22 protein-coding genes are annotated in these 25,419 nt (G+C 61.3%); 9 read left to right on the top strand and 13 right to left on the bottom strand.

Features of this window, described 5'->3' with window-relative positions; translation table 11 throughout:
• Window positions 1-123: 123 nt before the first annotated feature.
• The 5 genes from epd (at window position 124) to fba (ending at window position 4,202) form a co-directional block, all read left to right on the top strand.
• The gene (epd, locus tag AC4PS6_RS08650; RefSeq protein ID WP_003194958.1) at window positions 124-1,179 is read left to right on the top strand and encodes an erythrose-4-phosphate dehydrogenase; all 1,056 of its coding nucleotides are present in this window, start codon (window positions 124-126) and stop codon (window positions 1,177-1,179) included.
• A 17-nt stretch (window positions 1,180-1,196) separates the two neighbouring features.
• Window positions 1,197-2,360, top strand: a complete 1,164-nt coding sequence (locus tag AC4PS6_RS08645; protein ID WP_003194956.1) for a phosphoglycerate kinase — start codon at window positions 1,197-1,199, stop codon at window positions 2,358-2,360.
• 31 nt (window positions 2,361-2,391) lie between these two features.
• Entirely contained in the window at window positions 2,392-2,619 is a 228-nt protein-coding gene (locus AC4PS6_RS08640; RefSeq protein ID WP_003194953.1) for a hypothetical protein, read from the top strand.
• Between the two features lie 61 nt (window positions 2,620-2,680).
• Window positions 2,681-3,013, top strand: a complete 333-nt coding sequence (locus AC4PS6_RS08635; protein WP_014720277.1) for an MliC family protein — start codon at window positions 2,681-2,683, stop codon at window positions 3,011-3,013.
• A 124-nt stretch (window positions 3,014-3,137) separates the two neighbouring features.
• Window positions 3,138-4,202 carry a class II fructose-bisphosphate aldolase gene (gene fba, locus AC4PS6_RS08630; protein WP_003177554.1) on the top strand — a complete coding sequence of 355 codons (1,065 nt, stop codon included), beginning with the start codon at window positions 3,138-3,140 and terminating at the stop codon, window positions 4,200-4,202.
• 59 nt (window positions 4,203-4,261) lie between these two features.
• Here fba and AC4PS6_RS08625 read toward each other — a convergent pair whose 3' ends face one another.
• Window positions 4,262-4,555: a hypothetical protein gene (locus AC4PS6_RS08625; RefSeq protein WP_020301872.1), complete on the bottom strand. Its 294-nt coding sequence runs from the start codon at window positions 4,553-4,555 to the stop codon at window positions 4,262-4,264.
• A gap of 482 nt (window positions 4,556-5,037) precedes the next feature.
• Entirely contained in the window at window positions 5,038-5,703 is a 666-nt protein-coding gene (locus tag AC4PS6_RS08620) for a polysaccharide lyase family 7 protein (RefSeq protein ID WP_014720275.1), read from the bottom strand.
• 312 nt (window positions 5,704-6,015) lie between these two features.
• Between AC4PS6_RS08620 and AC4PS6_RS08615 the strand changes: the two genes are divergently transcribed.
• The 3 genes from AC4PS6_RS08615 to AC4PS6_RS08605 are packed head-to-tail and all read left to right on the top strand — an operon-like array spanning window position 6,016 to window position 8,978.
• Window positions 6,016-8,121 (top strand): putative bifunctional diguanylate cyclase/phosphodiesterase, encoded by a 2,106-nt coding sequence (locus tag AC4PS6_RS08615; protein WP_020302128.1) that lies wholly within the window; start codon window positions 6,016-6,018, stop codon window positions 8,119-8,121.
• A gap of 42 nt (window positions 8,122-8,163) precedes the next feature.
• Window positions 8,164-8,664, top strand: a complete 501-nt coding sequence (locus tag AC4PS6_RS08610; protein WP_014720273.1) for a M48 metallopeptidase family protein — start codon at window positions 8,164-8,166, stop codon at window positions 8,662-8,664.
• Between the two features lie 17 nt (window positions 8,665-8,681).
• A complete protein-coding gene (locus tag AC4PS6_RS08605; RefSeq protein ID WP_020302129.1) occupies window positions 8,682-8,978 on the top strand; it encodes a winged helix-turn-helix domain-containing protein in 297 nt (98 codons plus the stop codon).
• Window positions 8,979-9,076: 98 nt separating this feature from the next.
• Here AC4PS6_RS08605 and AC4PS6_RS08600 read toward each other — a convergent pair whose 3' ends face one another.
• Window positions 9,077-9,529 carry a GNAT family N-acetyltransferase gene (locus AC4PS6_RS08600; protein WP_014720271.1) on the bottom strand — a complete coding sequence of 151 codons (453 nt, stop codon included), beginning with the start codon at window positions 9,527-9,529 and terminating at the stop codon, window positions 9,077-9,079.
• 197 nt (window positions 9,530-9,726) lie between these two features.
• On the opposite strand from AC4PS6_RS08600, the gene AC4PS6_RS08595 reads away from it, so the two are divergent.
• On the top strand, window positions 9,727-10,464 hold the full coding sequence (locus AC4PS6_RS08595) for a substrate-binding periplasmic protein (protein ID WP_014720270.1): 738 nt from the start codon (window positions 9,727-9,729) through the stop codon (window positions 10,462-10,464).
• A gap of 106 nt (window positions 10,465-10,570) precedes the next feature.
• On the opposite strand, the gene yccS is transcribed toward AC4PS6_RS08595, so the two are convergent.
• The 10 genes from yccS to betI all read right to left on the bottom strand — a co-directional run bounded on the left by yccS (window position 10,571) and on the right by betI (window position 25,124).
• Entirely contained in the window at window positions 10,571-12,754 is a 2,184-nt protein-coding gene (gene yccS, locus AC4PS6_RS08590) for a YccS family putative transporter (RefSeq protein ID WP_014720269.1), read from the bottom strand.
• Window positions 12,755-12,891: 137 nt separating this feature from the next.
• The gene (locus tag AC4PS6_RS08585) at window positions 12,892-14,070 is read right to left on the bottom strand and encodes a BaiN/RdsA family NAD(P)/FAD-dependent oxidoreductase (protein ID WP_014720268.1); all 1,179 of its coding nucleotides are present in this window, start codon (window positions 14,068-14,070) and stop codon (window positions 12,892-12,894) included.
• Between the two features lie 150 nt (window positions 14,071-14,220).
• Window positions 14,221-15,558 carry an ATP-dependent RNA helicase DbpA gene (dbpA, locus tag AC4PS6_RS08580; RefSeq protein ID WP_336826841.1) on the bottom strand — a complete coding sequence of 446 codons (1,338 nt, stop codon included), beginning with the start codon at window positions 15,556-15,558 and terminating at the stop codon, window positions 14,221-14,223.
• Between the two features lie 130 nt (window positions 15,559-15,688).
• A complete protein-coding gene (mdtD, locus tag AC4PS6_RS08575) occupies window positions 15,689-17,116 on the bottom strand; it encodes a multidrug transporter subunit MdtD (RefSeq protein WP_020302131.1) in 1,428 nt (475 codons plus the stop codon).
• A 36-nt stretch (window positions 17,117-17,152) separates the two neighbouring features.
• Window positions 17,153-18,043, bottom strand: a complete 891-nt coding sequence (locus tag AC4PS6_RS08570) for an alpha/beta fold hydrolase (RefSeq protein WP_020302132.1) — start codon at window positions 18,041-18,043, stop codon at window positions 17,153-17,155.
• Window positions 18,044-18,115: 72 nt separating this feature from the next.
• On the bottom strand, window positions 18,116-19,432 hold the full coding sequence (locus tag AC4PS6_RS08565) for a TldD/PmbA family protein (RefSeq protein ID WP_032902299.1): 1,317 nt from the start codon (window positions 19,430-19,432) through the stop codon (window positions 18,116-18,118).
• Entirely contained in the window at window positions 19,432-20,874 is a 1,443-nt protein-coding gene (locus AC4PS6_RS08560; protein WP_492180772.1) for a TldD/PmbA family protein, read from the bottom strand. The genes AC4PS6_RS08565 and AC4PS6_RS08560 overlap by 1 nt, the downstream gene beginning before the upstream one ends.
• A gap of 215 nt (window positions 20,875-21,089) precedes the next feature.
• Window positions 21,090-22,793, bottom strand: a complete 1,704-nt coding sequence (betA, locus tag AC4PS6_RS08555; protein ID WP_014720262.1) for a choline dehydrogenase — start codon at window positions 22,791-22,793, stop codon at window positions 21,090-21,092.
• Window positions 22,794-22,947: 154 nt separating this feature from the next.
• Window positions 22,948-24,420 (bottom strand): betaine-aldehyde dehydrogenase, encoded by a 1,473-nt coding sequence (gene betB / locus AC4PS6_RS08550; protein ID WP_014720261.1) that lies wholly within the window; start codon window positions 24,418-24,420, stop codon window positions 22,948-22,950.
• A 110-nt stretch (window positions 24,421-24,530) separates the two neighbouring features.
• On the bottom strand, window positions 24,531-25,124 hold the full coding sequence (gene betI / locus AC4PS6_RS08545; RefSeq protein ID WP_003194919.1) for a transcriptional regulator BetI: 594 nt from the start codon (window positions 25,122-25,124) through the stop codon (window positions 24,531-24,533).
• Window positions 25,125-25,419: the final 295 nt, after the last annotated feature.

Here is a 25,419-nt window from a genome sequence, read left to right as displayed (position 1 = left end):
CTGTACTGGCGCCATCGCGGGCAAGCCCGCTCCCACATTTGGATCGCGGTCCACTGTGGGAGCGGGCTTGCCCGCGATGGCGCCAGTACATTCATCACTGAACTAACCTTGATCGAGAACCCCATGCCCCAACCGCGTCCCTACAAAGTTGCACTCAACGGCTACGGCCGCATTGGTCGTTGCGTCTTGCGTGCTCTGTTCGAGCGAGGGGCGGCGGCCGGGTTTGAAATTGTCGCGATCAATGATCTGGCCGACATGGCCAGCATCGAATACCTGACACGCTTTGACTCCACCCACGGCCGTTTCCCTGGCGAAGTGCGGGTTGAAGGCGATTGTCTGCATATCAATGGCAACTGCGTGCAAGTGTTGCGCAGTGCCACCCCCGAAGGCATCGACTGGAAAGCACTGGGCGTCGACCTGGTGCTGGAATGCTCCGGTGTTTATCACACCCGTGCCGATGGCCAGCGTTTTCTCGACGCCGGCGCACCGCGTGTGCTGTTTTCCCAGCCGATGGCCAGCGAGGCGGATGTCGACGCCACCATTGTCTACGGCATCAACCAGGACTGCCTGACCGGCGATGAGCTGCTGGTGTCCAACGCGTCGTGTACCACCAACTGCAGCGTGCCGTTGCTGCGCCTGCTGGACCAGGCGATCGGCCTGGATTACGTGTCGATCACCACGATTCACTCGGCGATGAACGACCAGCCGGTCATCGACGCCTATCACCACGAAGACCTGCGGCGCACGCGTTCGGCGTTCCAGTCAGTGATTCCGGTGTCCACCGGCCTGGCGCGTGGCATCGAGCGACTGCTGCCGGAACTTGCCGGGCGAATCCAGGCCAAAGCCGTACGGGTGCCGACGGTGAATGTGTCTTGCCTGGATATCACCATGCAAACCGTCAGTGACACTGACGCGGCCGAAGTCAACCGGATCCTGCGCGACGCCGCCACCAGCGGCCCGCTCAAAGGTCTGTTGGCCTACACCGAGCTGCCCCACGCCAGTTGCGATTTCAATCATGACCCGCATTCGGCGATTGTCGATGCCAGCCAGACCCGCGTTTCCGGCCCCAGGCTTGTGAACATTCTGGCCTGGTTCGACAACGAATGGGGCTTTGCCAACCGCATGCTGGATGTTGCCGAACACTATCTGCACATCGCTTCTAAACAACCTCAACAGTAATTCAGGAACTGCGACCCATGACCGTGTTGAAGATGACCGACCTCGATCTGCAAGGTAAGCGCGTACTGATCCGCGAAGACCTCAACGTCCCCGTCAAGGACGGTGTTGTCACCAGCGATGCGCGAATCCTGGCCTCGCTGCCGACCATCAAGCTGGCCCTGGAAAAAGGCGCGGCCGTGATGGTCTGCTCCCACCTGGGTCGCCCGACCGAAGGTGAGTTCTCTGCCGAAAACAGCCTCAAGCCGGTCGCCGAGTACCTGAGCAAGGCCCTGGGCCGTGACGTGCCATTGGTCGCAGACTACCTGGGCGGCGTGGACGTGAAAGCCGGCGATATCGTGCTGTTCGAAAACGTGCGCTTCAACAAGGGCGAGAAAAAGAACAGCGACGAACTGGCCCAGCAATACGCCGCCCTGTGCGACGTGTTTGTGATGGACGCGTTCGGCACCGCCCACCGCGCCGAAGGTTCGACCCACGGCGTGGCCAAGTTCGCCAAGGTCGCCGCGGCGGGCCCGTTGTTGGCTGCCGAGCTGGATGCGCTGGGCAAGGCCCTGGGCGCTCCGGCCCAACCGATGGCGGCCATTGTTGCCGGCTCCAAGGTGTCCACCAAGCTGGACGTGCTCAACAGCCTGAGCCAGATCTGCAACCAACTGATCGTCGGCGGCGGCATTGCCAACACCTTCCTGGCTGCTGCCGGCCACCCGGTGGGCAAGTCCCTGTACGAGCCAGACCTGCTCGACACCGCCCGCGCCATCGCCGCCAAGGTCAGCGTGCCGTTGCCGGTGGACGTGGTGGTTGCCAAGGAATTCGCGGAAAGCGCCGCGGCGACCGTCAAGCTTATCGCTGACGTGGCCGACGACGACATGATCCTGGACATCGGCCCGCAAACGGCAGCCAACTTCGCCGAGCTGCTCAAGGCATCCCAGACTATCCTGTGGAATGGCCCGGTGGGCGTATTCGAGTTCGACCAATTCGGCAACGGCACCAAAGTGCTGGCTAAAGCGATCGCTGAAAGCTCGGCGTTCTCCATCGCTGGCGGTGGCGATACTCTGGCGGCAATCGATAAATATGGTGTGGCTGATCAGATCTCCTACATTTCTACCGGTGGTGGCGCTTTCCTCGAGTTCGTCGAGGGCAAGGTGTTGCCAGCCGTGGAAGTGCTGGAAACCCGAGCCAAAGGTTAAGGCTCGCGTGATCAGGAAAAGGAGCGTTCCCATGATCAAGTCGTTGGCACTGGTGATCGCAGCGGGCCTGTTGGCCGGCTGCGGCAGCACACCCAGCGCGGCGCCCGAGGCGGATAATGCCAAGGCACCGTTGAGAAAAAGCTGTTACCAGGCTGACTGGCAAGCCGAGACCATGCCGGTGATCAACAAGCGCATCGGCAACGAACGGCTGGAGAAATACGACTCCGCGCCCAACGGTCAGGAACAGGGTTGCCCATGACGGGTCTGATCCACTAACCGACAGCAACGGCGGCCCATAGGCCTCCCTGCGAGGATTGGCAATGAAAGGCGTTTTCGCCCTGGCAGCTCTGGCCCTGTTGGCCGGCTGCAGCAGCATGAACCTGTTCAACAAGGCAGAGCCAGCCGACAAATGGACCACCTGGACCTGCGACAGCAAGGCCGAGGTCAACTGGCGCTTTGCCAACCAGGCCCGTTCCGAAGTGGATGTACGCCTCGGCGGTTCGGACCAGGTTTACCGTCTCAAGCAAGAGGTAGCCGCCTCCGGCGTGCTGTACAGCGACGGCCAGTTGGCGTTTCACACCAAGGGTGAGGAAGGCCTGGTGTACTGGGTGGCGACGGATGATTTGATTGGGCGCGGCTGCAAAGCCAACTGAACCCAACAGCAATAACGATTCAGCAGCACAAGGCTCAACCCCTTGATCTGCAATAACTTGAATAGCAGCCGCCGCTACGGCAGGCTTGCACGATTAACGACCCTCGACCGGGAGAGACAACACAATGGCACTTATCAGCATGCGTCAAATGCTGGACCACGCAGCCGAGTTCGGCTACGGCGTCCCAGCCTTTAACGTCAACAACCTTGAGCAGATGCGCGCCATCATGGAAGCCGCTGACAAGACCGACTCCCCAGTGATCGTCCAGGCTTCGGCCGGTGCGCGCAAATACGCTGGCGCCCCGTTCCTGCGTCACCTGATCCTCGCTGCCATCGAAGAATTCCCGCACATCCCGGTGTGCATGCACCAGGACCACGGCACCAGCCCTGACGTGTGCCAGCGCTCGATCCAACTGGGCTTCAGCTCGGTGATGATGGACGGCTCCCTCGGTGAGGACGGCAAGACCCCAACCGACTACGAGTACAACGTACGCGTGACCCAACAAACCGTGGCCATGGCCCACGCCTGCGGCGTTTCGGTTGAAGGCGAGCTGGGCTGCCTGGGTTCGCTTGAAACCGGCATGGCCGGCGAAGAAGACGGCATCGGCGCCGAAGGCGTGCTGGATCACAGCCAGATGCTGACCGACCCGGAAGAAGCCGCCGACTTCGTCAAGAAGACCCAGGTCGACGCCCTGGCTATCGCCATCGGCACCAGCCACGGCGCCTACAAGTTCACCAAGCCGCCTACCGGCGACGTGCTGGCCATCGACCGCATCAAGGAAATCCACAAGCGCATCCCCAACACCCACCTGGTGATGCACGGTTCTTCCTCGGTACCGCAAGAGTGGCTGGCGATCATCAACCAGTATGGCGGCGACATCAAAGAAACCTACGGCGTACCGGTTGAAGAAATCGTTGAAGGCATCAAGTACGGCGTGCGCAAGGTCAACATCGACACCGACCTGCGCCTGGCCTCCACCGGTGCGATGCGTCGCCTGATGGCCACCAACCCGAGCGAGTTCGACCCGCGTAAATTCTTCGGCGCCACTGTGACGGCGATGCGTGATGTGTGTATTGCACGTTATGAAGCGTTTGGTACGGCGGGTAATGCTTCGAAGATCAAGCCGATCTCACTGGAAGCGATGTACCAGCGGTATTTGAAAGGTGAGTTGAACGCTAAGGTGAACTGAGCCTCAAGTGTTAATAAAAAGCCCGCAGCGATGCGGGCTTTTTTATGGACACCATTTAATCAACTTGCAGATGAAGCGCCGAAACCACGGTGTTCAATGACCCGAAACACATCACTCACGTCCTGCACCAGAATGCGGGCGGTATTGGCCATATTGTTCAGGTCGCGCTCGGCAAAGTCCGGCAGGCTGGAGCAGGCCATCAGGTTCAGGTGTTCCAGAGCGGCGTTGAGACGTTCGCGCAGGCAGGCGTGGAGTTCGAGCAGTGGGGCTTCACTGTCGATCAGCAGCACGGGGTAGTCGGTGGCGGTTTCTGTGCAGGGGCTAAAGCGGCGGGGTGGAAGCTGTTGGGTCATGGCAAATATTCCTCGTATCTGAAAAGGACTACCGCCATTCGCTGCGAAACGAAGTGGGTGGTAGCTGTGTGCAGGTTCGCAGACCGAGGATACGAGGAACCCGGCAGACCCGAAGGTCTCCCACACACAGCCACCATTAAACAGACGACGGGCGCCGAAGCGCTCATCGTTGTATTCATGATGCTTGGTTACACACGTATCGTTAGGGCTGCGAAACCCTATCGCCGATCAATGCCAGCGACGGGGCGAACTATAAGCGGCGATGTGGCTGGCCGCAACGGTGCTGTAGGACTCACACCGGACCTTGAAGCCGATGCACGGTCAATGTGGGAGCCGGGCTTGCCCGCGATGGCGGTGTGTCAGGCGCCTAGGATAGTGGCTGATGTGCCGCCATCGCGGGCAAGCCCGGCTCCCACAGGGGGCGGCGGTGTGTTTAAAACTTTGGATTTATCTGGGAAAAATCCGGTGTCTCACGGGACGATTCACTCATGATCAATATCCAACTTCGCAAACGTCACCCGCGCGCCCTCATTGGTGTCGCCCGAATTGTCCTGCACGTACACCCCCGCCTTGAAGTACAACGGCTTGTCACCCCAGGCCGCGCCTATGCGTTCATTCCACTCACTGTCGGCGGCATACACGCTCAGCAGCCCGGCTTTGTTGAGGTTGATCACGTAGGTGAAGCTCTTCTGCAGTGGCACATTGGAGGCGACGATGATCACCTGGCTTTCGGCTTCGTCCGGGCGCATGCGCACTTTGGCGACGATGTTGCCGGTCTGGGTTTTCTCCTTGAATTGGTACTCCAGCTTGATCAACGGTTTCTGGCTGTCGTAGGCGTGGATCTGGCCGATCACGATCTTGCCGGAGGAGGGCACCTGGTTGACGGTGAGGGTGGCGCGCAGGAAGTTGTCGGCTTCGGGGTAGGTCCAGTTACGCAGGCGGCCGTCGGCGTAGGTTTCACGCAATTCGCTGCGTGGGTAGATGGCGTTTTCGGTGCGCGAGCCCGTCACAGGCGTCCAGAACTGCACATCGCTGCCTTCGGCCTGGAAGTATTGATCGTTGAAGCCGCTCATCAGCCTTGGCGTTTCAATGGTCGTGGGTGGGGAGCCGACCGGGATGCTCAGGTTCCAGGTGGAAAGGTCGATCATGGTGTTGGCCTTTTTACAGAGGGTGTAGGCATTGGCCCAAAGGGCCTTCCAGGTTCTTTATAGGCGGTGCGGGTGAGATTGTTAAACAATTGCTGGCAATTTATTGGCGTCAGAGGAATGCCAAAAAGCCATGTTGCCCGTGAACCGCGGGCTACAGGGCCTTACCGTTAGTCGGCTTCCTGGTCTTTGGCACAATGAGGGCACCCACGTCACTTCTGCTTTTTTGGCCGCGCGGCTAGAGTGAGCCCTCAGTGTTTATCCGGCCTTGGTAGCAAAAGTGACCGGTGCAGCTCCCTAAGGAAGAGACGTAGCATGGATGGCGCTCCGCAACACGACGATGCAATTTCGGTTCTGTTGGTGGTCGATGACTACCCGGAAAACCTCGTCAGCATGCGTGCGCTGTTGCAGCGTGACGACTGGCGGGTGATCACTGCTGCGTCTGGCCTGGAAGCCTTGGAATTACTGCTGGCCCATGACGTCGACTTGGTGCTGCTGGACGTGCGCATGCCGGGCATGGACGGCTTTGAGGTCGCGCGCCTGATGCGGGGCAGCCAGCGCACGCGCATGACGCCGATTATCTTTCTGACCGCCACCGCCCATTCGCCCGACGCGGTGCTTGAAGGCTACGCCAGTGGGGCGATCGACTATCTGTTCAAGCCCTTTGACCCGCACATCCTCAAGCCCAAGGTGCAGGCGTTGCTCGAGCACCAGCGCAATCGCCGTGCCTTGCAGCGCCTGAGCCATGACCTGGAGTTGGCCCGCGCTTTTAATGCCTCCGTGCTGGATAACGCCGCCGAGGGCATTTTAGTGGTGAGCGAAAACAGTGTGATCGAGTACGCCAACCCGGCCATTTCCCGGCTGTTGAATGCGACGATGGCTGAGTTGCAGGGCGAGAGTTTCCTCAGTTTCCTGCAAAAGCCCCATGTGCCAGCCTGGTTGGGCTTCCCCATGTACGAGGCGTATCGCCGGGGCGAGACGTGGCGCCAACACGACGCCATTTTGCGCACCGGTCGGGGCCAGCAGGTGCCGGTAGCGTTGTCCTGCGCGCCCTTGCCTGTGGAGCAGAAGGCGATGGTGGTGACGGTGCTGGACATGTCCGAAGTACGGCATCTGCACCAGCAACTGGAGTTCCAGGCCGTGACCGACCCGTTGACCGGGCTGTTGAACCGGCGCGGTTTCCATCAGGCGATGGAGAATACGTTGCTGCGCAGCGAACGGAGCGAGCAGGCGCTGGTATTGCTGTACCTGGACCTGGATGGCTTCAAGCGGGTCAACGATACGTTGGGCCATGACGCCGGGGATCGCGTGCTGCGTTGGGTTTCGGAGCAAATGCAGGCGTGCCTGCGTTCCTACGACATTCTGGGGCGCATGGGCGGGGATGAGTTCACCGCGTTGCTGGAGCTGGAGTTTCCCGAACAGGCGGCGAAGATCGCGGAAAAGCTCATCGAGCGGGTTTCTGTGTGCCAGCAGGTCGATGGGCTGGAGGTGATGCTTGGGGTCAGTATCGGCATCGCGACCTTCCCGGATTGCGGCTCGGACTTGAGCGGCCTGCTGCGGGCGGCGGATATTGCCATGTACGAAGCCAAGCGCGCCGGCCGTCAGCAGTATCGTTACTACGACCAGGAAATGAACGGCCGCGCCCGCTCGCGGTTGATGCTGGAAGACAGTGTGCGTACCGCCATTGCCAACAAGGACTTCACCTTGGTGTACCAGCCTCAGGTTTGCCTGGAAGACGGGCGTTTGCGCGGCGTCGAAGCGCTGTTGCGCTGGCAGCATCCCAGCGTCGGCGATGTGCCGCCGGGCCTGTTCTTGCCGCTGCTGGAAGAGGCGCGGTTGATCAACCAGTTGAGTGCCTGGATCTACCAGCAAGTCGCTGCCCAGCGCCAGGCCTGGCAAGCCACCTTCGACCCCGAACTGGTGTTGAGCGTGAGCCTGAGCAGCAGCCAGTTCAACATGCCCAACCTGGCCAACCAACTGCAGCAGATGCTGGAGCGGCATGGATTACAGGCGCGGCAACTGGAGGTGGAAATCGGCGAGGACTGCTTGATGAGTAATCTTGCCGAGTCTACCAAGCAACTCCAGTTACTGCGCCGGATCGGGGTGCGGATTGCCCTGGACGATTTTGGCTGCGGCCAGTGCTCCCTGGCCCATTTGCGCGACCTGGCATTCGATACCCTCAAGCTTGACCCTCAATTAGTGGCGCGCCTGCCTGGCTCGGCGCGGGATGGGGCGATGGCGCGCAGCATCATCCAACTGTGTGAGCATTTTGGTGTGCTGGTGATCGCCGAAGGCGTGGAGACCCTTGAGCAAACACAGTGGCTAAAGGCCAATGGCTGCGCGTATATCCAGGGGCCGTGGGCGGCGCTGCCGTTGATGGCCGAAGACGTTGCCGGCTGGTCTTACCCTCGCGCGCTTTGAATTCGCTACACTGGCGCCCGTCCCAATTGCGTTGCAGAGCCCATGACCGCGTTGAAATACCTCCAGGCCTATCCCGCCGCGCTCCAGGAGCAAGTGCGCCAACTGATCGCCAAGGACCAGTTGGGGGCTTACCTGGAACAGCGCTACCCCGAACGCCATGGGGTGCAGAGCGACAAGGCCCTGTACGCCTATGCCCTGGCCTTGAAGCAGGAGCACCTGCGTAACGCGCCGTCTATCGACAAGGTGCTGTTCGACAACCGCCTGGACCTGACCCATCGTGCCTTGGGTTTGCACACCACGATTTCCCGGGTGCAGGGCGGTAATCTCAAATCCAAGAAAGAGATTCGCATCGCGTCGCTGTTCAAGGAGGCGGCCCCGGAGTTTCTGCGCATGATCGTGGTACACGAGTTGGCTCACTTCAAGGAGTCGGACCACAACAAGGCGTTCTATAAACTCTGTCAATACATGATGCCGGGCTACCATCAGGTGGAATTTGACCTGCGTGTGTACCTCACCTGGCGCGATTTGCAGGGCAAGCCCTAACCCCAAGGCGACTGACCATGGATGTGAGCAAGACCAAAAGCAGCTTCTACCGCCGCCTGTACGTGGCGTACTTGATCGACAGCCAACTGGCCAGCAGCGTCCCGGCGCTGACCGAGGCCACCGGCATGCCTCGGCGTACCGCCCAGGACACCATTGCGGCGTTGGCCGACTTGGATATTGTGTGTGAGTTCGAGCAGGAGGACGGTGCGCGTCACCATGCCGGGCGCTATCGGATTCAGGACTGGGGGGCGATTGATCGGGGGTGGATCGAGGCTAATCTGGCGTCGATCAAGCAGGTGTTGGGCTATCCCTGAAGGTCGGCTTTGGCAGGACTGACGCTATCGCGGGCAAGCCCGGCTCCCACAGTTGAATGCGTTCCAATGTGGGAGCTGGCTTGCCTGCGATGGCGCGCTCAGAGGCGCCGCATACCAATATGTGGAATATCGTCCTCCAGATATTCCTCACCCGCCACCACAAACCCATACCGCCCGTAATACCCCTGCAAGTGCGCCTGGGCCGAGAGAAAAATCGGCGTTTGCGGCCAGATATCCTCAATACGCTCAAGCGCCTCTTCCAGCATTTGATGCCCCAGCCCGGTGCCCCGTGCCGCTGGCGAAACGATTACGCGGCCAATCACCACATCGCCGCCCTGGGTCTCCGGGTCCAGCAGCCGCAGGTAAGCCACCAGCTCGTTATCATTCCAGGCCATCAGGTGGTGGGTGTCCCCCGCCAGGTCCTGCCCGTCGATGTCCTGATACGCGCATTTCTGCTCGACGACGAATACCTCGCTGCGCAAGCGCAGGACGGCATACAGCTGGTCCTTGCCCAAGTCGTCGTGATGTTTGCAAACCCAATCAACCGTCATGATGTGTGCTCTTATAAAGACGTGCCTGGATAGTAAGCGTGACGGGCGCCGCTGTCTAAAATTGACAAATGTGTGAATGGCGTCAATTTGCCATCATTCAGTGCGTGCGCCGTTGGCTTCTTTGTGTAATCTGCAATGCAAGCTTATTGATGAGCTACTGTTATCAGGCCACCGCCTGCCCGCCAAGGACTTTGAGCATGCCGCGATTGACTCGTGCCGTTGCTTTGATCGCAGTGCTGCTACTGGCCCAACCAGTGCTGGCACAGCGTCTGCGTCTGGTGGCGGATGGCTGGCCGCCATTCACCGATGCCACCTTGATCAATGGCGGCTTGGCCACGGATATCGTCAGCACGGCCCTGGCCCGTGCGGGGTACGCGAGTGATTTTGAACAGGTGCCTTGGGCTCGTGCGCTCAAGGGCGTGGGCGATGGGCGCTACGATGTGCTGATCAACGCCTGGTACGACGAGGCCCGCACGCAGTTTGGCCAATTTTCTGCTGAGTACCTGCTTAACCGTGTGCGCTTTCTCAAGCGCAGCGACGATGACATCGTTTATCAGAACCTGGCCCGACTGCACGACGAGACCATCGCCGTGGTACGCGGTTACGCTTACTCGGCTGCGTTCGATCAAGACACCCAGCTACAGAAAGTACCGGTGCACAACTTCGCCATGGCGGTGCGCATGCTCGCGGCGCGGCGTGTGCGGTTGACGCTGGAAGACGAATACGTAGCGCGCTATTACCTGGCTCGGGAGTCGCCGCGGGTGCGCAATGCCGTGGCGTTTGTGGGCAAGCCGTTGAGCGAGAACAGCCTGCATATTCTGGTCAGTTTGAAGAACCCCGAGCATGCGCAAATCGTTGCCAGCTTTGATCGGGAGATTGCCAGGATGAAGGCTGATGGCAGTTATGCGCGCTTGATGAAGGCGCATGGGATGTAGCGTGCTTGCGGGCCTCATCGCGGGCCAGCCCGGCTCCCACATTTTGCCCGCCTTCTTATATTGGAACTCGGTCAAATGTGGGAGCTGGCTTGCCTGCGATAGCGGTCTAAGCCGCGCCGGTCTCCTTGATCAGATGCGCCGCCAACGTACGCAACGGCCCCAACTGCCGGCAAATCAACGCCAACTGCGTCTGCACCAACCGCTGCGCCTCATCGATCTCATCGGGCATTTGCTCCAGCTCGGCCGCCAACCCTTCCTCGGCATCACTCTGGATCGCAATCGGCTGTTTATTGGCCAGGCCGGTGGCGATCTCATCGATGCTCGCCGCCAGGCTGTTGCCCGCGCCTTCGATCAAGTGCTCGCGTACGTCGGTCGGTAGCTGAGTATCGCGGTGTGCACCCAATCCGGATAAGTAGCTGAGCAAGGTGTGAGACAGCACCAGGAAGCGGAAGCCCACGTCGGCTTCCTTACGGAAGTGCCCCGGCTCCATCAGCATATTCGCCAGGGTGGTAGACAACGCGGCATCGGCGTTGTGGGCGTTGCGGCGGGCCAGGCGGTAAGCCAAGTCGTCACTCTTGCCGGCGGCGTATTGCTGCATGATCTGGCGCAGGTAGATGCTGTTGCAGGTCAGGGTATTGGCCAGCACTTTGTTCAAGCGTCGGCCTTGCCAGTCCGGCAGGAACAGGAACACCGCCAGGCCCGCGATCAGGCTGCCGAGCAAGGTATCGAACAGGCGCGGCAGGAACAGCCCGTAGCCATCGCCCACCTGGTTGAAGCAGAACAGCACCATCAGGGTGATCGCCGCCGTCGCCAGTGTGTAGCGGGTGGTGCGGTTGATAAAGAACACCAGGCCCGCGGCGATAGCGAACATCGACTGCACCACCGGGTTGGGGAACAGATCAAACAGCGCCCAGGCCACGGTGAGGCCGATGGCGGTGCCGATAATCCGCTGGCCGAGCTTGCGCCGGGTGGCGCCGTAGCTCGGTTGGCACACGAACAGGGTGGTGAGGATGATCCAGTAACCCTGAGACGCGTGAATGGCGTGCAGGGTGGCGTAGCCGACGGTCAACGCCAGGGACAGGCGCAGGGCGTGGCGAAACAGCAGCGAGGTGGGCGTCAGTTGGGTGCGCAGGCGCGTCCACATTTCCTTGAGGTTGCGCGGGGCGCGGTCCAGCAGGTTACTGTCGGTGGCGTCCGCCAGGGCATCGGGGTTGCTGGCGTCGCCCAGCAGGCGGTCGAGGGTGGACAGGTTGGCCGCCAAGGCTCGAAGTGAACGCAGCAGGCCACGCCAGGCTGGGTTGCTCTGGATGCGCAGGTGCTCCAGGGACGCGTTGAGGTCGCCCAGGGCTTGGGCAAAGCTGTCGTCATAGATGAACGGTTGGCGCAGTTGGATCGACTCAGCCAGGGTCTGGCAGGCCTTGCCTTGCTGGCGCAGCAAGCGCTGGCAGCGAAACAGCACATCGCTATGGAAGAAGGCTTCAGTGAGGGCGTTGTAGGGGTAGTGGGAGGAACTGGCGCGCTCGTGGATGTCCTGGGCCAGGAAGTACAGTTTCAGGTAGCGGCTGACCTTCGAGCCCGGCCGGCCATTGCCGACGCGGTGCAGGATGATTTCCTTTGCGGCATTCAGTGCAGCCACTACTCGGCCATTTTGCTGGGCCAATTCCAGGCGTCGCGCTTCCACATCCAGCTGCCGGATCGGTTCGAACAACGATGACTTGAGCTTGAGGTAACGCCCCAGCTCGCGGAACAACCGCGCCAGGCTCTGCTGCACCGGCTGGTTGGAAAACAGCGCCTGCCACAGCACGGACAGCACGCCGTACCAGGCGGCACCGGCGACCAGCAGCAGCGGCTCATGCCAGAAATCCGTGACGGCGCCGCCGCGCTGGTCCACGCCGATCATGGTGTAGACCGACAGAATCAAGGTGGCCGAGGCAATCGCGCCATAGCGTTCGCCCAGTGCGCCGAGCATGGTCAGGCCGAAACTGGCCACGGCCAGGGCGACGGCAAATATCCAGGGGTAGGGGAACAGCAGTTCTACCGACAGCGCGGCGATGCTGAAACACACCAGTGTCACCGCCAGCGCATTGAGACGGCCTTGCCAGCTGTCATCGGTCTCGGCCAGGGCGCTGGCGATAATCCCCAGGAACAGCGGGATCAGCAGCGTCATTTCATCCTGGTACCAACACAATGCCATGCTGCCGGTGAGGGCGATGAACACCCGTACGCTGTAGCTGAATTTATCCAGCGCCCACAGGCGCCGCATGGACTGCTTGAACGAGGTCGATGACATGAAGTCTGGAGTCTTCCGGGACGTTGTCGCTAAATTGAGCCAGTAATGACGCCACGGCAAGCGTGGCGATCACATCGGACAGCAAAATTTTCAGGATCACTGCAAAACCCCTGTGGGATTGCATTTCAAGATGAAGGTCAGGCGTATTGCGCGGCCGCGTAACCCGAGGCCCAGGCCCACTGGAAATTGAACCCGCCCAGGTGGCCGGTCACATCCAGCACTTCGCCGATAAAGTACAGGCCGGGGCTTTTCAGCGATTCCATGGTCTTGGACGACACTTCCCGCGTATCCACCCCGCCCAATGTCACCTCGGCAGTGCGATAACCCTCGGTGCCGGCCGGTACCAGTTGCCAGCTCCCCAGCTTTTGCGCGATATCGGCCATTTCAGCGTGGGTGTACTGCTTCATCGGCTTGGATTCGAACCAGCTTTGGGCCAGCAGGTTGGCCATCTTCTTGGTGAAGATCTCGCCCAGCAGGGTTTTCAACTCGCTGTTGGGGTGTTCGGCCTGTTGCTGTTGCAGCCAGGCATGGGCGTCGTGGTCGGGCAGCAGGTTGATTTCCACCGTGTCGCCGGGGTGCCAATACGAGGAAATCTGCAAGATCGCCGGCCCGCTCAGGCCGCGATGGGTGAACAGGATGTTCTCGCGAAAACTCTGGCCGTTGCAGCTCACCAGGCAGTCGACCGAGGTGCCGGACAACTCGCCGCACAACTCCTTGAGCTGGTCGGTGATGGTGAACGGCACGAGCCCGGCGCGGGTCGGCAGCAGTTCATGGCCGAATTGCCTGGCCACTTGGTAACCGAAACCGGTGGCGCCCAGCGTCGGGATCGACAAACCGCCCGTGGCGATCACCAGGGATTCACAGCGCAGTTCACCCAGGGTGGTTTGCAGTTGATAGCCGCTTTCGAGCTTGGCGATTGCCTCGATGGAGGTGTCCAGGTGCAGGCTCACGCCGGTCTGGATGCACTCGTCGAGCAGCATGCCGAGGATGTCGCTGGACTTGTTGTCGCAGAACAGCTGGCCGAGTTTCTTCTCGTGGTACGGCACGCCGTGCTTGGCCACCAGCCCGATAAAATCCCACTGTGTATAACGGGCCAGGGCCGATTTGCAGAAGTGCGCGTTGTGCGAGAGGAAGTTGGCCGGCTCGGTGTACATGTTGGTGAAGTTGCAGCGGCCGCCACCGGACATCAGGATTTTCTTGCCGGCCTTGTTGGCGTGGTCGATCAACATCACCTTGCGCCCACGCCCGGCGGCGGTCAGCGCGCACATCAAGCCTGCGGCGCCGGCGCCAATGATCACAACTTCGGTCGAGCGCACAGCCATGTCCTCACAAAACTATTGATTTGAAATGCCATCAACCCTGTGGGAGCTGGCTTGCCTGCGATAGCGGTAGTGGATTCACCGTCGCTATCGCAGGCAAGCCAGCTCCCACATTCATTCGGTTCCTGTAATGGGAACTCGGTGTTATTACAAAATGCGCACGCGCAGCGAACGGCCTTTGATCTTGCCGTCATTCAAACGCTGCAACGCCTGCTTGGCGATGCCGCGTTCCACGGCCACGAAGGCCTGGAAGTCAAAGATCGCGATCTTGCCGACCTGGGCACCCGGAATGCCGGCTTCACCGGTCAATGCACCGAGGATGTCGCCTGGGCGAACCTTGTCTTTACGCCCGGCGGCGATGCACAGGGTGCTCATCTGCGGCAGCAACGGGCCACCGCTTTGCGGTTTGAGGTTGTCCAGTTGGTCCCAGTTCAGCGGCGACTTCTGCAGTTGCTCGATGGCCTGGGCGCGGTGGGCTTCGGACGGCGCCACCAGGCTGATGGCGATACCAGTCTCACCGGCACGGCCGGTACGGCCTACACGGTGGATGTGAATTTCCGAGTCGCGGGCCAGTTCGACGTTGATCACCATGTTCAGGGCGTCGATGTCCAGGCCACGGGCGGCGACGTCGGTGGCCACCAGCACCGAGGTGCTGCGGTTGGCGAACATCGCCAGTACCTGGTCACGGTCGCGCTGTTCCAGGTCACCATGCAGGCCAACAGCGGAAATGCCATTGGACGTCAGGTGGTCGACGGTTTCCTGCACTTGCTGCTTGGTAAAGCAGAACGCCACGCACGAAGCCGGGCGGAAGTGCGCCAGCACCTTGGTCACGGCGTCCATGCGCTCTTCCGGGGAGATCTCGTAGAAGCGTTGTTCGATCTGGTCGTCGGAGTGGAACGCTTCGGCTTTCACTTGCTGAGGCGCACGCATGAACTTGGAGGCCAGTTGCTTGATGCTCACCGGGTAGGTGGCCGAGAACAGCAGGGTCTGGCGGCGCGGTGGGGTCTTGCTGATGATGTCTTCGATGGCGTCGTAGAAGCCCATGTCGAGCATGCGGTCGGCTTCGTCGAGAATCAGGGTGTTCAAGCCGTCCAGCACCAGAGAACCTTTACGCAGGTGCTGCTGGATGCGTCCCGGGGTGCCGACGATAACGTGGGCGCCATGCTCCAGGGAGGCGATCTGCGGGCCGAGGGACACGCCGCCGCACAGGGTCAGTACCTTGATGTTGTCTTCGGCACGGGCCAGGCGGCGGATTTCCTTGGCGACCTGGTCGGCCAGCTCACGGGTCGGGCACATCACCAGCGCCTGGCAACCGAAGTAGCGCGGGTTGATCGGGTTCAGCAGGCCGATGCCGAATGCGGCAGTCTTGCCGCTGCCGGTCTTGGCCTGGGCAATGAGGTCCAGCCCTTTGAGGATCACCGGCAAGCTTTGCGCCTGGATCTGCGTCATCTCGACGTAACCCAGCGAGTCGAGGTTAGCCAGCATGGCGGCGGACAGGGGCAAAGTATTAAAAGCGGTGGCGATGGTAGTCACGGGACTGGCTCTGCAAAACAAAATGTCGCGCAGTGTACCAGTCTCGTGGGATTTTCCTCGCAAGTTCTCGACGAGACGCCCGTTAGTGCTCGATATCGTGCTCGCGGCTGACCACCCGTTTGCCGTCTTTAGGCGACAGTTGCAGGAAGATCGCCGCCGCCAGCATCGCCATGATGCCCACGGTGAGGAAGGTCAGCTGGAACGCGCCGAGGACACTTTCCACACCGTCATTGCCGGCCTCGGCAGTAAACCCGCCAAGCAACGCGCCGGCACAGGCCACGCCGAGGCTGAGGGACAGCTGCGCCACCACCGACAGCAAGCTGTTGCCGCTGCTGGCCTGGGCGTCGTCGAGGTCGATCAGGGTGACGGTGTTCATCGCGGTAAATTGCAGGGAGTTGATGGCCCCCAGTACCGCCAGCATGGCCAACAGCAGCGGGTAGGGCGTTTGTTCGCTGACCAGGCCCATGCTCGCCAGCATCAGGCCCAGGGCCAGGGTGTTGCCGGTCAGGACGATGCGGTAGCCGAGGCGCTCGATAAGCGGGCGCGCGATGGATTTGGCGAACATTGCCGCCGCCGCCAGCGGCAGCATGCTCATGCCGGCTTCTGACGGCGAATAGCCCAGCGCCACTTGTAACAGCAGCGGCACCAGGAACGGCAGTGCGCCGCTGCCCAGGCGCGCAAACAGGTTGCCGAGGATCCCCACGGCAAAGGTGCGCGTCTTGAACAGCACCGGCGAGAACAGCGGGTTGTCGATGTGCCCGGCGCGCAGCCAGTACGCCGCCAGGCAGGCAAGCCCGCCGAACAACAGCAACATCACCCGCAGGTGCGGCAGGTGCAGTTCGCCCAGGCCCTCCATGGCGATGGTGATCAGTACCATCGCCGCGCCGAACAGCAGAAAGCCCAGGCCGTCGAAGCGCGTGCGCTCGCTGCCGCGCAGGTCGGGGATGAATTTCCACACGGCATAGCAGCCGATCATGCCCACCGGCAGGTTGATCAGGAAGATCCAGTGCCAGGTCAGGTATTGCACCATCCAGCCGCCCATCGTCGGGCCAAGCAAGGGGCCGAGCAGGCCGGGAATGGTGATGAAGCCCATGATCCGCACCAGCTCGGAGCGCGGATAAGCCCGCAGCACCACCAGCCGCCCGACCGGCAGCATCAGCGCGCCGCCCAGGCCCTGGACCACCCGTGCCCCCACCAGCATGCTCAAGCTACTGGACAGCGCACACAGTAGCGACCCGATGCTGAACAGCATGATCGCGCCAAAGAAAATCTTCTTGGTGCCAAAGCGGTCGGCGATCCAGCCCGAGGCGGGAATCAGCAAGGCCACGGTGAGCATGTAGGCGATCACCACCCCTTGCATGCGCAGCGGGTTTTCCGCGAGGTCCTGGGCCATCGCCGGCAGCGCGGTGTTGAGAATCGTCCCGTCCAGCGACTGCATGAAGAAGGCAATCGCTACCACCCAGGGGAGCCAGCGGGCGGTCTTGGCATCGAGAGGGGCACGATTCGGCATGGGATCCCTTTTTATTAGCAGGCTATGTGTTGGCGATTATGCGCCATCCGTCGCCCCTTTTCCCACTGGCGGTTCGTCTATAGCTGACAAGCTCGCATGCTCGCCCACCAGGAAGTCCAGCAAGGCCCGATGCACTGCCAGCGCGGCTTCGCGGGACTCCAGGTCCAGCAGATGGCCGGTGTGTTCGGCCACCGCAAAGCTGCTGCGGCCTACATAGTGTTTGAACAGCTGGGCCTCGTCGGCCGGGGTGTATTCGTCCAGCGCGCCGTTGAGAAAGTGCACCGGTGTTTCAATCTGCTTGAGCGCCGGCAAGTAGTTGCCATCGCCCAAGCCCAGCACCTGATGAATATGAAAGCGCGCCTGGCGGTACTCGGTGGTGGCCATGGTCGACAGGTGCCGATGGTTATTGCGTTTGAGGCGCGGCGACAGGTATTTGCCCACCGTTTCGTTGAGCAGATGGCCGACCGCCGACTTGTCATCGGCCTCGATCAGCACACGCACACGCTCGACATACTCCAGCATCGCCTGGTTGAGGTTGGGCGCCAGGGCCATCACCACCGAGCTTTCGATGGAGGGCGGGTTATGCGCCAGGGTCAACAGCGTGGAGATGCCGCCCCAGGAGGCCGAGACTAGATGGTTGACCTCAAAGCGATCCACCAAGGCACGCAGGATTTGCACCTCGTCGTCCTTGGTGACCAGGTCGAGTTCGGTGTTGTGCTCGCGTGACAAGCCAGAGAAGGGCAAGTCGAACAGCAGCACATTGAAGTGCTCGGCCAGGCATTTGCTGGTACGGGCAAAGGAGCGCGTGGTGGATAACGCGCCATTGACCATCAGTACGGTTTTTCTATGTGGGTCGTTACCCAGTTGCTCCACGTGAACGTTGTATTGCTTGAACAGTTTTTCTATGACGAAACTTCCATGGTTCATCTCAAGACTCCAGCTTGCCCAGTCCAGGCAAGGTCATGCATCACGTGCAGGCACGTGGGCGGGTGGCAAGATTTATAAGGTCAGGGTCAAACGCTTGATCAAGGCTCCCGGCAATAGGTTGGAGGCAGTATTACGCTGGCTGTAGGTACTGGGCGACAGCAGCAGTTCTCGATCAGTGGTCAACGCTTCAAGCTGTGAGCCAAGCAGGCTGTAAACACTGTCATCAAAGCGCATGGTGCTGACCGGTGCCTTGATTTCGCCATTCTCCACCCAGAAGGTCGCAAAGCGCGTCATGCCGGTCAGGCGCGCTGCCGGCAGGTCGGAGTAGTTCAGGTACCAGAGGTTGCTGATATACAGCCCTGTGCCCAACTGCTTGAGAATATCGGCCTGGGCCAGGTTGCCTGCGGCCATTTGCAAGGCGCTGGGCGACTCGTCGCTGCTGGCGCCGTTGGTGCTCAAGCCGTATTCGGCGGCGCTGCGAGAGTTGATCAACTGGCCCTCGGCCTTGCCTGCGTTGATCAGGGTGACATCCTTGCGCGGGTAGCCTTCAGTGGAAAACGCCTGGCTCAGGGAGCCGCTGATCTGCTCATCCACCGTCACCAGCGGGCTCAGTGACTGATCACCCGCGTACAGGCGTTGCAACGAACTGCCTTTGCTCGCGATGGCCTGGGCCGAAAAACCACCCCAGGTGATGATGCTGATGATTTCTTCCAGCGCTGCCGGCGCCAGGTAGGCGCGGTATTGGCCGGGTGCCAGGGTGTGGAGCGGGCGACCGAGAAACGCCAGTTGCTCACGGGCCTGTTGGAAACGGGCGGCGAATTCGGCGCTGTTCCAGGTGTGCCCGGCGTAGCTGGCTTTTACCGCTTCGCCATTGGCGTGGAACAGGCTGAAGTCGAAATTGAAGCTGTTAGCCCGGTGCCAGCCGAACGCCCCCGATGAGCTGGCGAAACCGCGGCTGATCGGGCCGGCGGCGTAGAAGCCAACCAGGTCCACGCCATCGGCGGCCCGGCTGATATCGTCCAGCACTTGTGCCAGTTCCGGCAGCGGGCGCAGCTGTTCGTTATGGTTGTGCCAGGCGTCGGGGTTCAGCAGCAGGTACGGGTCAGGCGGCAACAGCGGCAAGGTTTCGCGCAGTTGTTGCAGGCCGTCGGCCAGGCGCTGGCGATCCAGCTGCGCCTCGCCCGACAGGGTGATGCCCAGGTCGGCGTGGCGCCCATCGTTGATCAGCTTGAGGTTCAGGCTGGCCTGCTGTACCTGGCCGGCCTGGCGTACCTGCGCGTGGTTGAAGCGCACGAACTCGGACGCCTCATCCGCGTAGCCGAGGTGAAAGTGTTCTTGATCGGTGACCGCCTGCTTGAGCCAGTCCACCAGTGCCTTGAAATGGTTCATCAGGCATCCCCCCCAAATACATCCACATTGCTGAATACACAGGCCGGCGACGCATGGCCGACACGGATCACCTGGTTGGGTTCGCCCTTGCCGCAGTTCGGCGTGCCCAAGACCTTGAAGGTGCTGGCGTCGCCCACCGCGCTGAGCTTGCGCCAGAACTGCGCAGAAATCGCCCGGTAGTTGGGGTTCTTCATCACGCCCTTGAGCTCGCCGTTTTCGATCAGCTGGCCCCACTCGCAGCCGAACTGGAACTTGTTGCGCGCATCGTCGATGGACCACGAACGGTTGGTCGACATCAGGATGCCGCTCTCAATGCCGCCCACCAATTGCGCGAGGCTTTTATCCCCAGGCTCGATATTCAGGTTGGCCATGCGGTCGATGGGTGCACGGTTCCAGCCGCAAGCGCGGCTGTTGGCGACGCCTGGCAGGTTGGCGCGAAATTGCGATAAGGCCCCGCCCAAGGGCTTGAGCAGCAGGCCTTCGCGAATCAGAAATTGCTTGCTGGCAGGCGTGCCGTCGTCGTCATGAGCGTAGCTGGCAAGCTGTTCGGGGATGTCCGGGTCGAAGGTGACGTTGAGCAGCGGCGAGCCATATTGCAGGTGGCCGAAATCGCTGGCTTTCACAAAACTGGTGCCGGCGTAATTGCGCTCGTCACCGAGGATGCGATCCAGCTCCAGCGGATGGCCGATGGACTCGTGGATCTGCAGGATCATCTGGTCGGGCATCAGCAGCAGGTCACGCGGGCCGTGGGGCGTATTCGGTGCGAGCAGCAATTGCACGGCTTCGTCGGCCACCTTGCGGGCGGCGCCCACCAGGCCAAAACGCTGGATCACCCCGGCACTGCCTTGCTGGCCGAAGTTGGTACCGCCTAGGGTACGGGTCTGGCTGTCGTTGCCGTCGAAGGCGGTCACACTCAGGCCCGGAAAGACAAAGCGCTGGGCCTGACGCAATTGCGCGCCGGCGCTGTTGAGATAGATCTGTTCAACCCGCGTGGTTCCCAGGCTGACTTCCCAGCTCACCAGGCGCTCATCCTTGGGCACGGCGGCGGACTCATCGCCGAGCAATTGGTAGCAGTCGCTCAGGGACGGGAAGGGCTGGTCGAGGTCGGGCGACAGGTAGTCGGCGACGTCGCTGGACACCGGTTGCTGGTGCAGGTCGAGCAGGGCGTGGGGCTTGATAAGCCTGGCTTGTTGTTCAGCGCGCTCAAGGGCGGCCTGCAGACCGGCAAGGGAAATATCGTTGGTCGCGGCGTAGGCTTCCACGCCGTTGAGACGCACGGTGAGCATGGCGCCTTCATCATGGCCCAGGTGAGGCGGCTCGGCGACGTTCTTGCGTACCGACAGGTACTGGCCGGATTCGCGCACGTAGCGCAGGGAGAAAAATTCGGCGGTGGTGCGCAGGGCACCGAAGTGTTTCTTGAGCGTGGCGTGGTGTTCGAACATGGGGCCTTCCTTGTGGGCGGCTCGGCGCGGGCAGGCGAACAGAGTAGGCCTGGGCGAGGAGCTGATCAAGGAAAGTGTCGGCGGGTAATTTTGCGGTGTCTGGTCGGGCCTCATCGCGGGCAAGCCCGGCTCCCACAGTTGACCGAGTTGTTCAGGCGAACTCGGTCAACTGTGGGAGCTGGCTTGCCTGCGATGCAGGCGCCGCGGTGCTGGAGTTACTGCGCCAACGGCCCCACTTCACGCAACGGCTTGCCACGCACCGGCGCATCGCCTGCCACGTAGTAATCCGCAGTGCTGCGCGGCAGCGGCTTGCGGCCACGGATCTTGTCGGCGATTTTCTCGGCGATCATGATCGTCGGCGCGTTCAGGTTGCCGGTGGTGATGATCGGCATGATCGAGGCATCGACCACCCGCAAGCCCTGCATACCATGTACGCGGCCTTCGCCATCGACTACGGCCATCTCGTCGGTGCCCATCTTGCACGAGCAGGACGGGTGGAACGCGGTCTCGGCGTGCTCGCGGATGAACTTGTCCAACTGCTCATCGGTTTGCACTTCGATACCCGGGCTGATTTCGCGGCCACGGTACGGGTCCAGTGCCGGCTGCTGCATGATTTCACGGGTCAGGCGGATGCCGTCGCGGAACTCCTGCCAGTCCTGCTCGGTGGCCATGTAGTTGAAGAGGATGCTCGGGTAGTCCCGTGGGTTCTTCGACTTCAGCTGGATACGGCCACGGCTTGGCGAACGCATGGAGCCCATGTGCGCCTGGAAACCGTGCTCTTTCACACCGTTGCTGCCGTTGTAGTTAATCGCCACCGGCAGGAAGTGGTACTGGATGTTCGGCCACTCGAACTCTTCGCGGGTACGAATGAAACCGCCCGCTTCGAACTGGTTGCTGGCGCCGATGCCGGTGCCGTTGAACAGCCATTCGGCACCAATTGCCGGCTGGTTGTACCAGAGCAGCGACGGGTACAGCGACACTGGCTGGGTGCACGCGTATTGCAGGTACAGCTCAAGGTGGTCCTGCAGGTTTTCACCCACGCCCGGCAGGTCGTGGACCACCGGGATATCGAGGCTTTCCAGCAGTTTGGCCGGGCCGACACCGGAGCGTTGCAGCAGTTGCGGCGAAGCGATTGCGCCGCTGCACACCAGCACTTCTTTGCGCGCACGGGCTTCAACACGCTCTTCGGCGGCGCCGATCAGGTAACGCACACCGACCGCACGCTTGCCTTCGAACAACACTTTGTCGGTGAGGGCATGGGTGACGATGGTCAGGGTCGAACGCTTTTTAGCCGTGTCCAGGTAACCGCGTGCGGTGCTGGCGCGACGGCCGTTCGGCGTAACGGTACGGTCCATCGGGCCGAAGCCTTCTTGCTGGTAGCCGTTCAAATCTTCGGTACGTGGGTAACCGGCCTGTACGCCGGCTTCAACCATGGCGTGGAACAGCGGGTTGTTGCCCGCTTTCGGCGTGGTCACGCTGACCGGGCCGTCACCACCGTGCCAATCGTTGGGGCCGATGTCGCGGGTTTCGGCTTTGCGGAAATACGGCAGGCAGTCCAGGTAGGTCCAGTCTTCCAGGCCCGGCAGCTTCGACCAGTTGTCGTAGTCCATGGCGTTGCCGCGGATGTAGCACATGCCGTTGATCAGGGAAGAGCCACCCAGGCCCTTGCCGCGCCCGCATTCCATCCGGCGGCCGTCCATGTGTGGCTCTGGATCGGTTTCGTAGGCCCAGTTGTAGCGGCGGCCTTGCAGCGGGAAGGCCAGGGCGGCTGGCATCTGGGTGCGGAAGTCGAGGCGGTAGTCGGGGCCACCGGCTTCCAGCAGCAAAACGGTGACGCCTTCGTCTTCGGTCAGACGGGTCGCCAGGGTGTTACCGGCAGAGCCGGCACCCACAATGATGTAATCGTATTCTTGGGACATGAATGTACCCTCTTTGAAGTGTGGTCAGGTCTGGCGAGTGCTTAGCACTCGATCGCAGGCAAACCAGCTCCCACATTTGATCGGGTTCACACAGAACAAATGTGGGAGCCGGGCTTGCCCGCGATGGCCTCACGGGCAATACAAGGCTCGGGTGTTAGAACACCGAGGCGTAATCGCCCAATTCAACCTGTACCGATTTGATGCGGGTGAAGTTGTTCAGCGAGCTGATGCCGTTCTCACGGCCCACGCCCGACTGCTTGTAGCCGCCAACCGGCATCTTCGCGTCGGACTCGCCCCAGGCGTTGATCCAGCAAATACCGGCTTCCAGTTGATGAATCACGCGGTGGGCGCGGTTCAGGTCCTTGGTGACCAGGCCAGCGGCCAGGCCGAAGTCGGTGTCGTTGGCGCGGCGGATCACTTCTTCTTCGGTTTCGTAGGTGAGGATGCTCATCACCGGGCCGAAGATTTCTTCACGCACGATCACCATGTCATCGGTGCAGTCGGTGAACACGGTCGGAGCCACGAAGGCGCCTTTGGCGAAGTCACCCTCGGTCAGGCGGTCGCCGCCGCACAGCAGACGGGCGCCTTGCTCTTTGCCTTTGGCGATGTAGCCCAGCACGCTTTCCATGTGGGCGAAGCTGACCAGCGGGCCGAAGTTGGTGTTTTCGTCTTCCGGGTTGCCGATGCGAATACGCGCCACACGCTCAACGATCTTGGCTTCGAACGCGGCTTGCAGGTGCTTGGGCACGAACACGCGGGTGCCGTTGGTGCAGACCTGACCGGAGCTGTAGAAGTTGGCCATCATGGCGGTGTCGGCGGCGCGGTCGAGGTCGGCGTCGTCGAAAATGATCAGCGGGGACTTGCCGCCCAGCTCCATGGTCACGTCCTTGAGCGAGGAGCTCGACGCGCTGGCCATGACTTTCTTGCCGGTGTCGGTGCCGCCGGTGAAGGAGACTTTTTCGATGCGTGGGTGCTCGGTCAGCCAGGTGCCGACTTCACGGCCGCTGCCGGTCAGTACGTTGAACACGCCCGCTGGAACGCCAGCCTCGGTGTAGATCTCGGCCAGTTTCAGAGTGGTCAGCGAGGTGACTTCGCTTGGCTTGAAGATCATCGCGTTACCGGCGGCCAGGGCCGGTGCGGATTTCCACAGGGCGATCTGGATCGGGTAGTTCCACGCGCCAATACCGGCAACCACGCCCAGTGGCTCGCGGCGGGTGTAGACAAACGAGGTATCGCGCAGTGGGATCTGCTCGCCTTCGATGGCAGGTACCAGGCCGGCGTAGTATTCCAGCACGTCAGCGCCAGTGACGATGTCGACGTACTTGGTTTCGGAGAAGGCTTTACCGGTGTCCAGGGTTTCCAGGGCAGCCAGTTCATCGTTGCGCTCGCGCAGGATGTCCACGGCACGACGCAGGATGCGCGAACGCTCCATGGCGGTCATGGCGGCCCAGATTTTCTGGCCTTTTTCAGCGCTGACCACGGCACGTTCAACGTCATCTTTGGTGGCGCGTTGCACTTGGGCGAGAACTTCACCGTTAGCCGGGTTGATGGCTTCGAAGGTGGCATCGCTGCCAGCGTCGCTGTAGCCGCCGTCAATGTAGAGTTTTTGCAGGTCGAAACGGGCCATAAAGTCCTCGCAAGTGCATAAGTGGTTGGCGTTACCCGCCGAACAGTGGGCCATGGGGGTGTGGCAACACTGAGCGGCGGACGTTCAGGGGTTGAGCGGTTATGTGTGCTCTAACTCACCTGCTTGGCCAATTGGAAATCCATGTATTCGTAAGCGATCCGTTGCGCCTGCTCCGTGTCGAAAGCGTCTCCCGACAGGGCGCCGCGCAACCACAAACCGTCGATCAGGGCCGCCAGGCCTCGGGCTGCTTTGCGTGCGTGCGGCAGCGGCAGCACTCGGCGGAACTGGCAGCACAGGTTGGAATACAGACGTTGATCGTTGATCCGCTGCAACCTGTGCAATGACGGGTGGTGCATGCTGGTGGCCCAGAAGGCCAGCCAGGTTTTCATTGCCGGGCCGTTGACCTGGCTGGCGTCGAAGTTGCCTTCGATGATCACCTGAAGGTGCGCCCGTGGGCTGTCATCCTTCAAGGCACGCCTGCGTTCTTGCACGTTCTCGATCAGCGCATTCATCAGGTAGCGCATCGTCGCTGCGATCAGGCCGTTCTTGTCCTGAAAGTAGTGGCTGATGATGCCGTTCGAGACGCCGGCCAGACGGGCGATCAGCGCAATGCTGGCATCTCCCATCCCGACCCGATCGATGGCCGTCAACGTGGCTTCGATCAACTGCTGGCGGCGTATGGGTTGCATACCGACCTTGGGCATGTAGCACCTCTCCTTAGGCCTGCCGATGGGCGATCCACGTCCGTCGGCTTGAGGGCCAGTCTATTTTGTTTTGATTGAACGTTCAATCAACAAAGAATAAGATCTGCGACAAATGGTCGCTGCCTACAGATGTTTCCTACCTGCGAGCTGCAACCTTCGACACCTGCAAAAACCCTTGAAACAGGCCACTTCAGAGCCTGATCACCGCTTAGGCGGGCTCAAGAATTTTGGGGTGTCTTTATAACACCCGTCCGTCGACTGCCGAAAAATCGATGTCCCGGGATAACCGTTGCCT

The sequence above is a fragment of the Pseudomonas sp. DW-iso17 genome, assembly GCF_058725345.1.
Note: the sequence above shows the minus strand (reverse complement) of the source record. Positions and strands in the feature narration are given on the sequence as shown.

Coding starts and splice junctions, on each gene's coding strand:
- AC4PS6_RS08625 (WP_020301872.1), bottom strand. CDS start 4,555: ATGACCCAACAGCTTCCACCCCGCCGCTTTAGCCCCTGCACAGAAACC.
- betI (WP_003194919.1), bottom strand. CDS start 25,124: ATGCCCAAGGTCGGTATGCAACCCATACGCCGCCAGCAGTTGATCGAA.
- AC4PS6_RS08640 (WP_003194953.1), top strand. CDS start 2,392: ATGATCAAGTCGTTGGCACTGGTGATCGCAGCGGGCCTGTTGGCCGGC.
- betA (WP_014720262.1), bottom strand. CDS start 22,793: ATGTCCCAAGAATACGATTACATCATTGTGGGTGCCGGCTCTGCCGGT.
- AC4PS6_RS08635 (WP_014720277.1), top strand. CDS start 2,681: ATGAAAGGCGTTTTCGCCCTGGCAGCTCTGGCCCTGTTGGCCGGCTGC.
- mdtD (WP_020302131.1), bottom strand. CDS start 17,116: ATGCCGAATCGTGCCCCTCTCGATGCCAAGACCGCCCGCTGGCTCCCC.
- dbpA (WP_336826841.1), bottom strand. CDS start 15,558: ATGCTGGCTAACCTCGACTCGCTGGGTTACGTCGAGATGACGCAGATC.
- AC4PS6_RS08605 (WP_020302129.1), top strand. CDS start 8,682: ATGGATGTGAGCAAGACCAAAAGCAGCTTCTACCGCCGCCTGTACGTG.
- epd (WP_003194958.1), top strand. CDS start 124: ATGCCCCAACCGCGTCCCTACAAAGTTGCACTCAACGGCTACGGCCGC.
- AC4PS6_RS08610 (WP_014720273.1), top strand. CDS start 8,164: ATGACCGCGTTGAAATACCTCCAGGCCTATCCCGCCGCGCTCCAGGAG.
- AC4PS6_RS08570 (WP_020302132.1), bottom strand. CDS start 18,043: ATGAACCATGGAAGTTTCGTCATAGAAAAACTGTTCAAGCAATACAAC.
- betB (WP_014720261.1), bottom strand. CDS start 24,420: ATGGCCCGTTTCGACCTGCAAAAACTCTACATTGACGGCGGCTACAGC.
- AC4PS6_RS08615 (WP_020302128.1), top strand. CDS start 6,016: ATGGATGGCGCTCCGCAACACGACGATGCAATTTCGGTTCTGTTGGTG.
- yccS (WP_014720269.1), bottom strand. CDS start 12,754: ATGTCATCGACCTCGTTCAAGCAGTCCATGCGGCGCCTGTGGGCGCTG.
- AC4PS6_RS08620 (WP_014720275.1), bottom strand. CDS start 5,703: ATGATCGACCTTTCCACCTGGAACCTGAGCATCCCGGTCGGCTCCCCA.
- AC4PS6_RS08595 (WP_014720270.1), top strand. CDS start 9,727: ATGCCGCGATTGACTCGTGCCGTTGCTTTGATCGCAGTGCTGCTACTG.
- AC4PS6_RS08645 (WP_003194956.1), top strand. CDS start 1,197: ATGACCGTGTTGAAGATGACCGACCTCGATCTGCAAGGTAAGCGCGTA.
- AC4PS6_RS08560 (WP_492180772.1), bottom strand. CDS start 20,874: ATGTTCGAACACCACGCCACGCTCAAGAAACACTTCGGTGCCCTGCGC.
- fba (WP_003177554.1), top strand. CDS start 3,138: ATGGCACTTATCAGCATGCGTCAAATGCTGGACCACGCAGCCGAGTTC.
- AC4PS6_RS08600 (WP_014720271.1), bottom strand. CDS start 9,529: ATGACGGTTGATTGGGTTTGCAAACATCACGACGACTTGGGCAAGGAC.
- AC4PS6_RS08565 (WP_032902299.1), bottom strand. CDS start 19,432: ATGAACCATTTCAAGGCACTGGTGGACTGGCTCAAGCAGGCGGTCACC.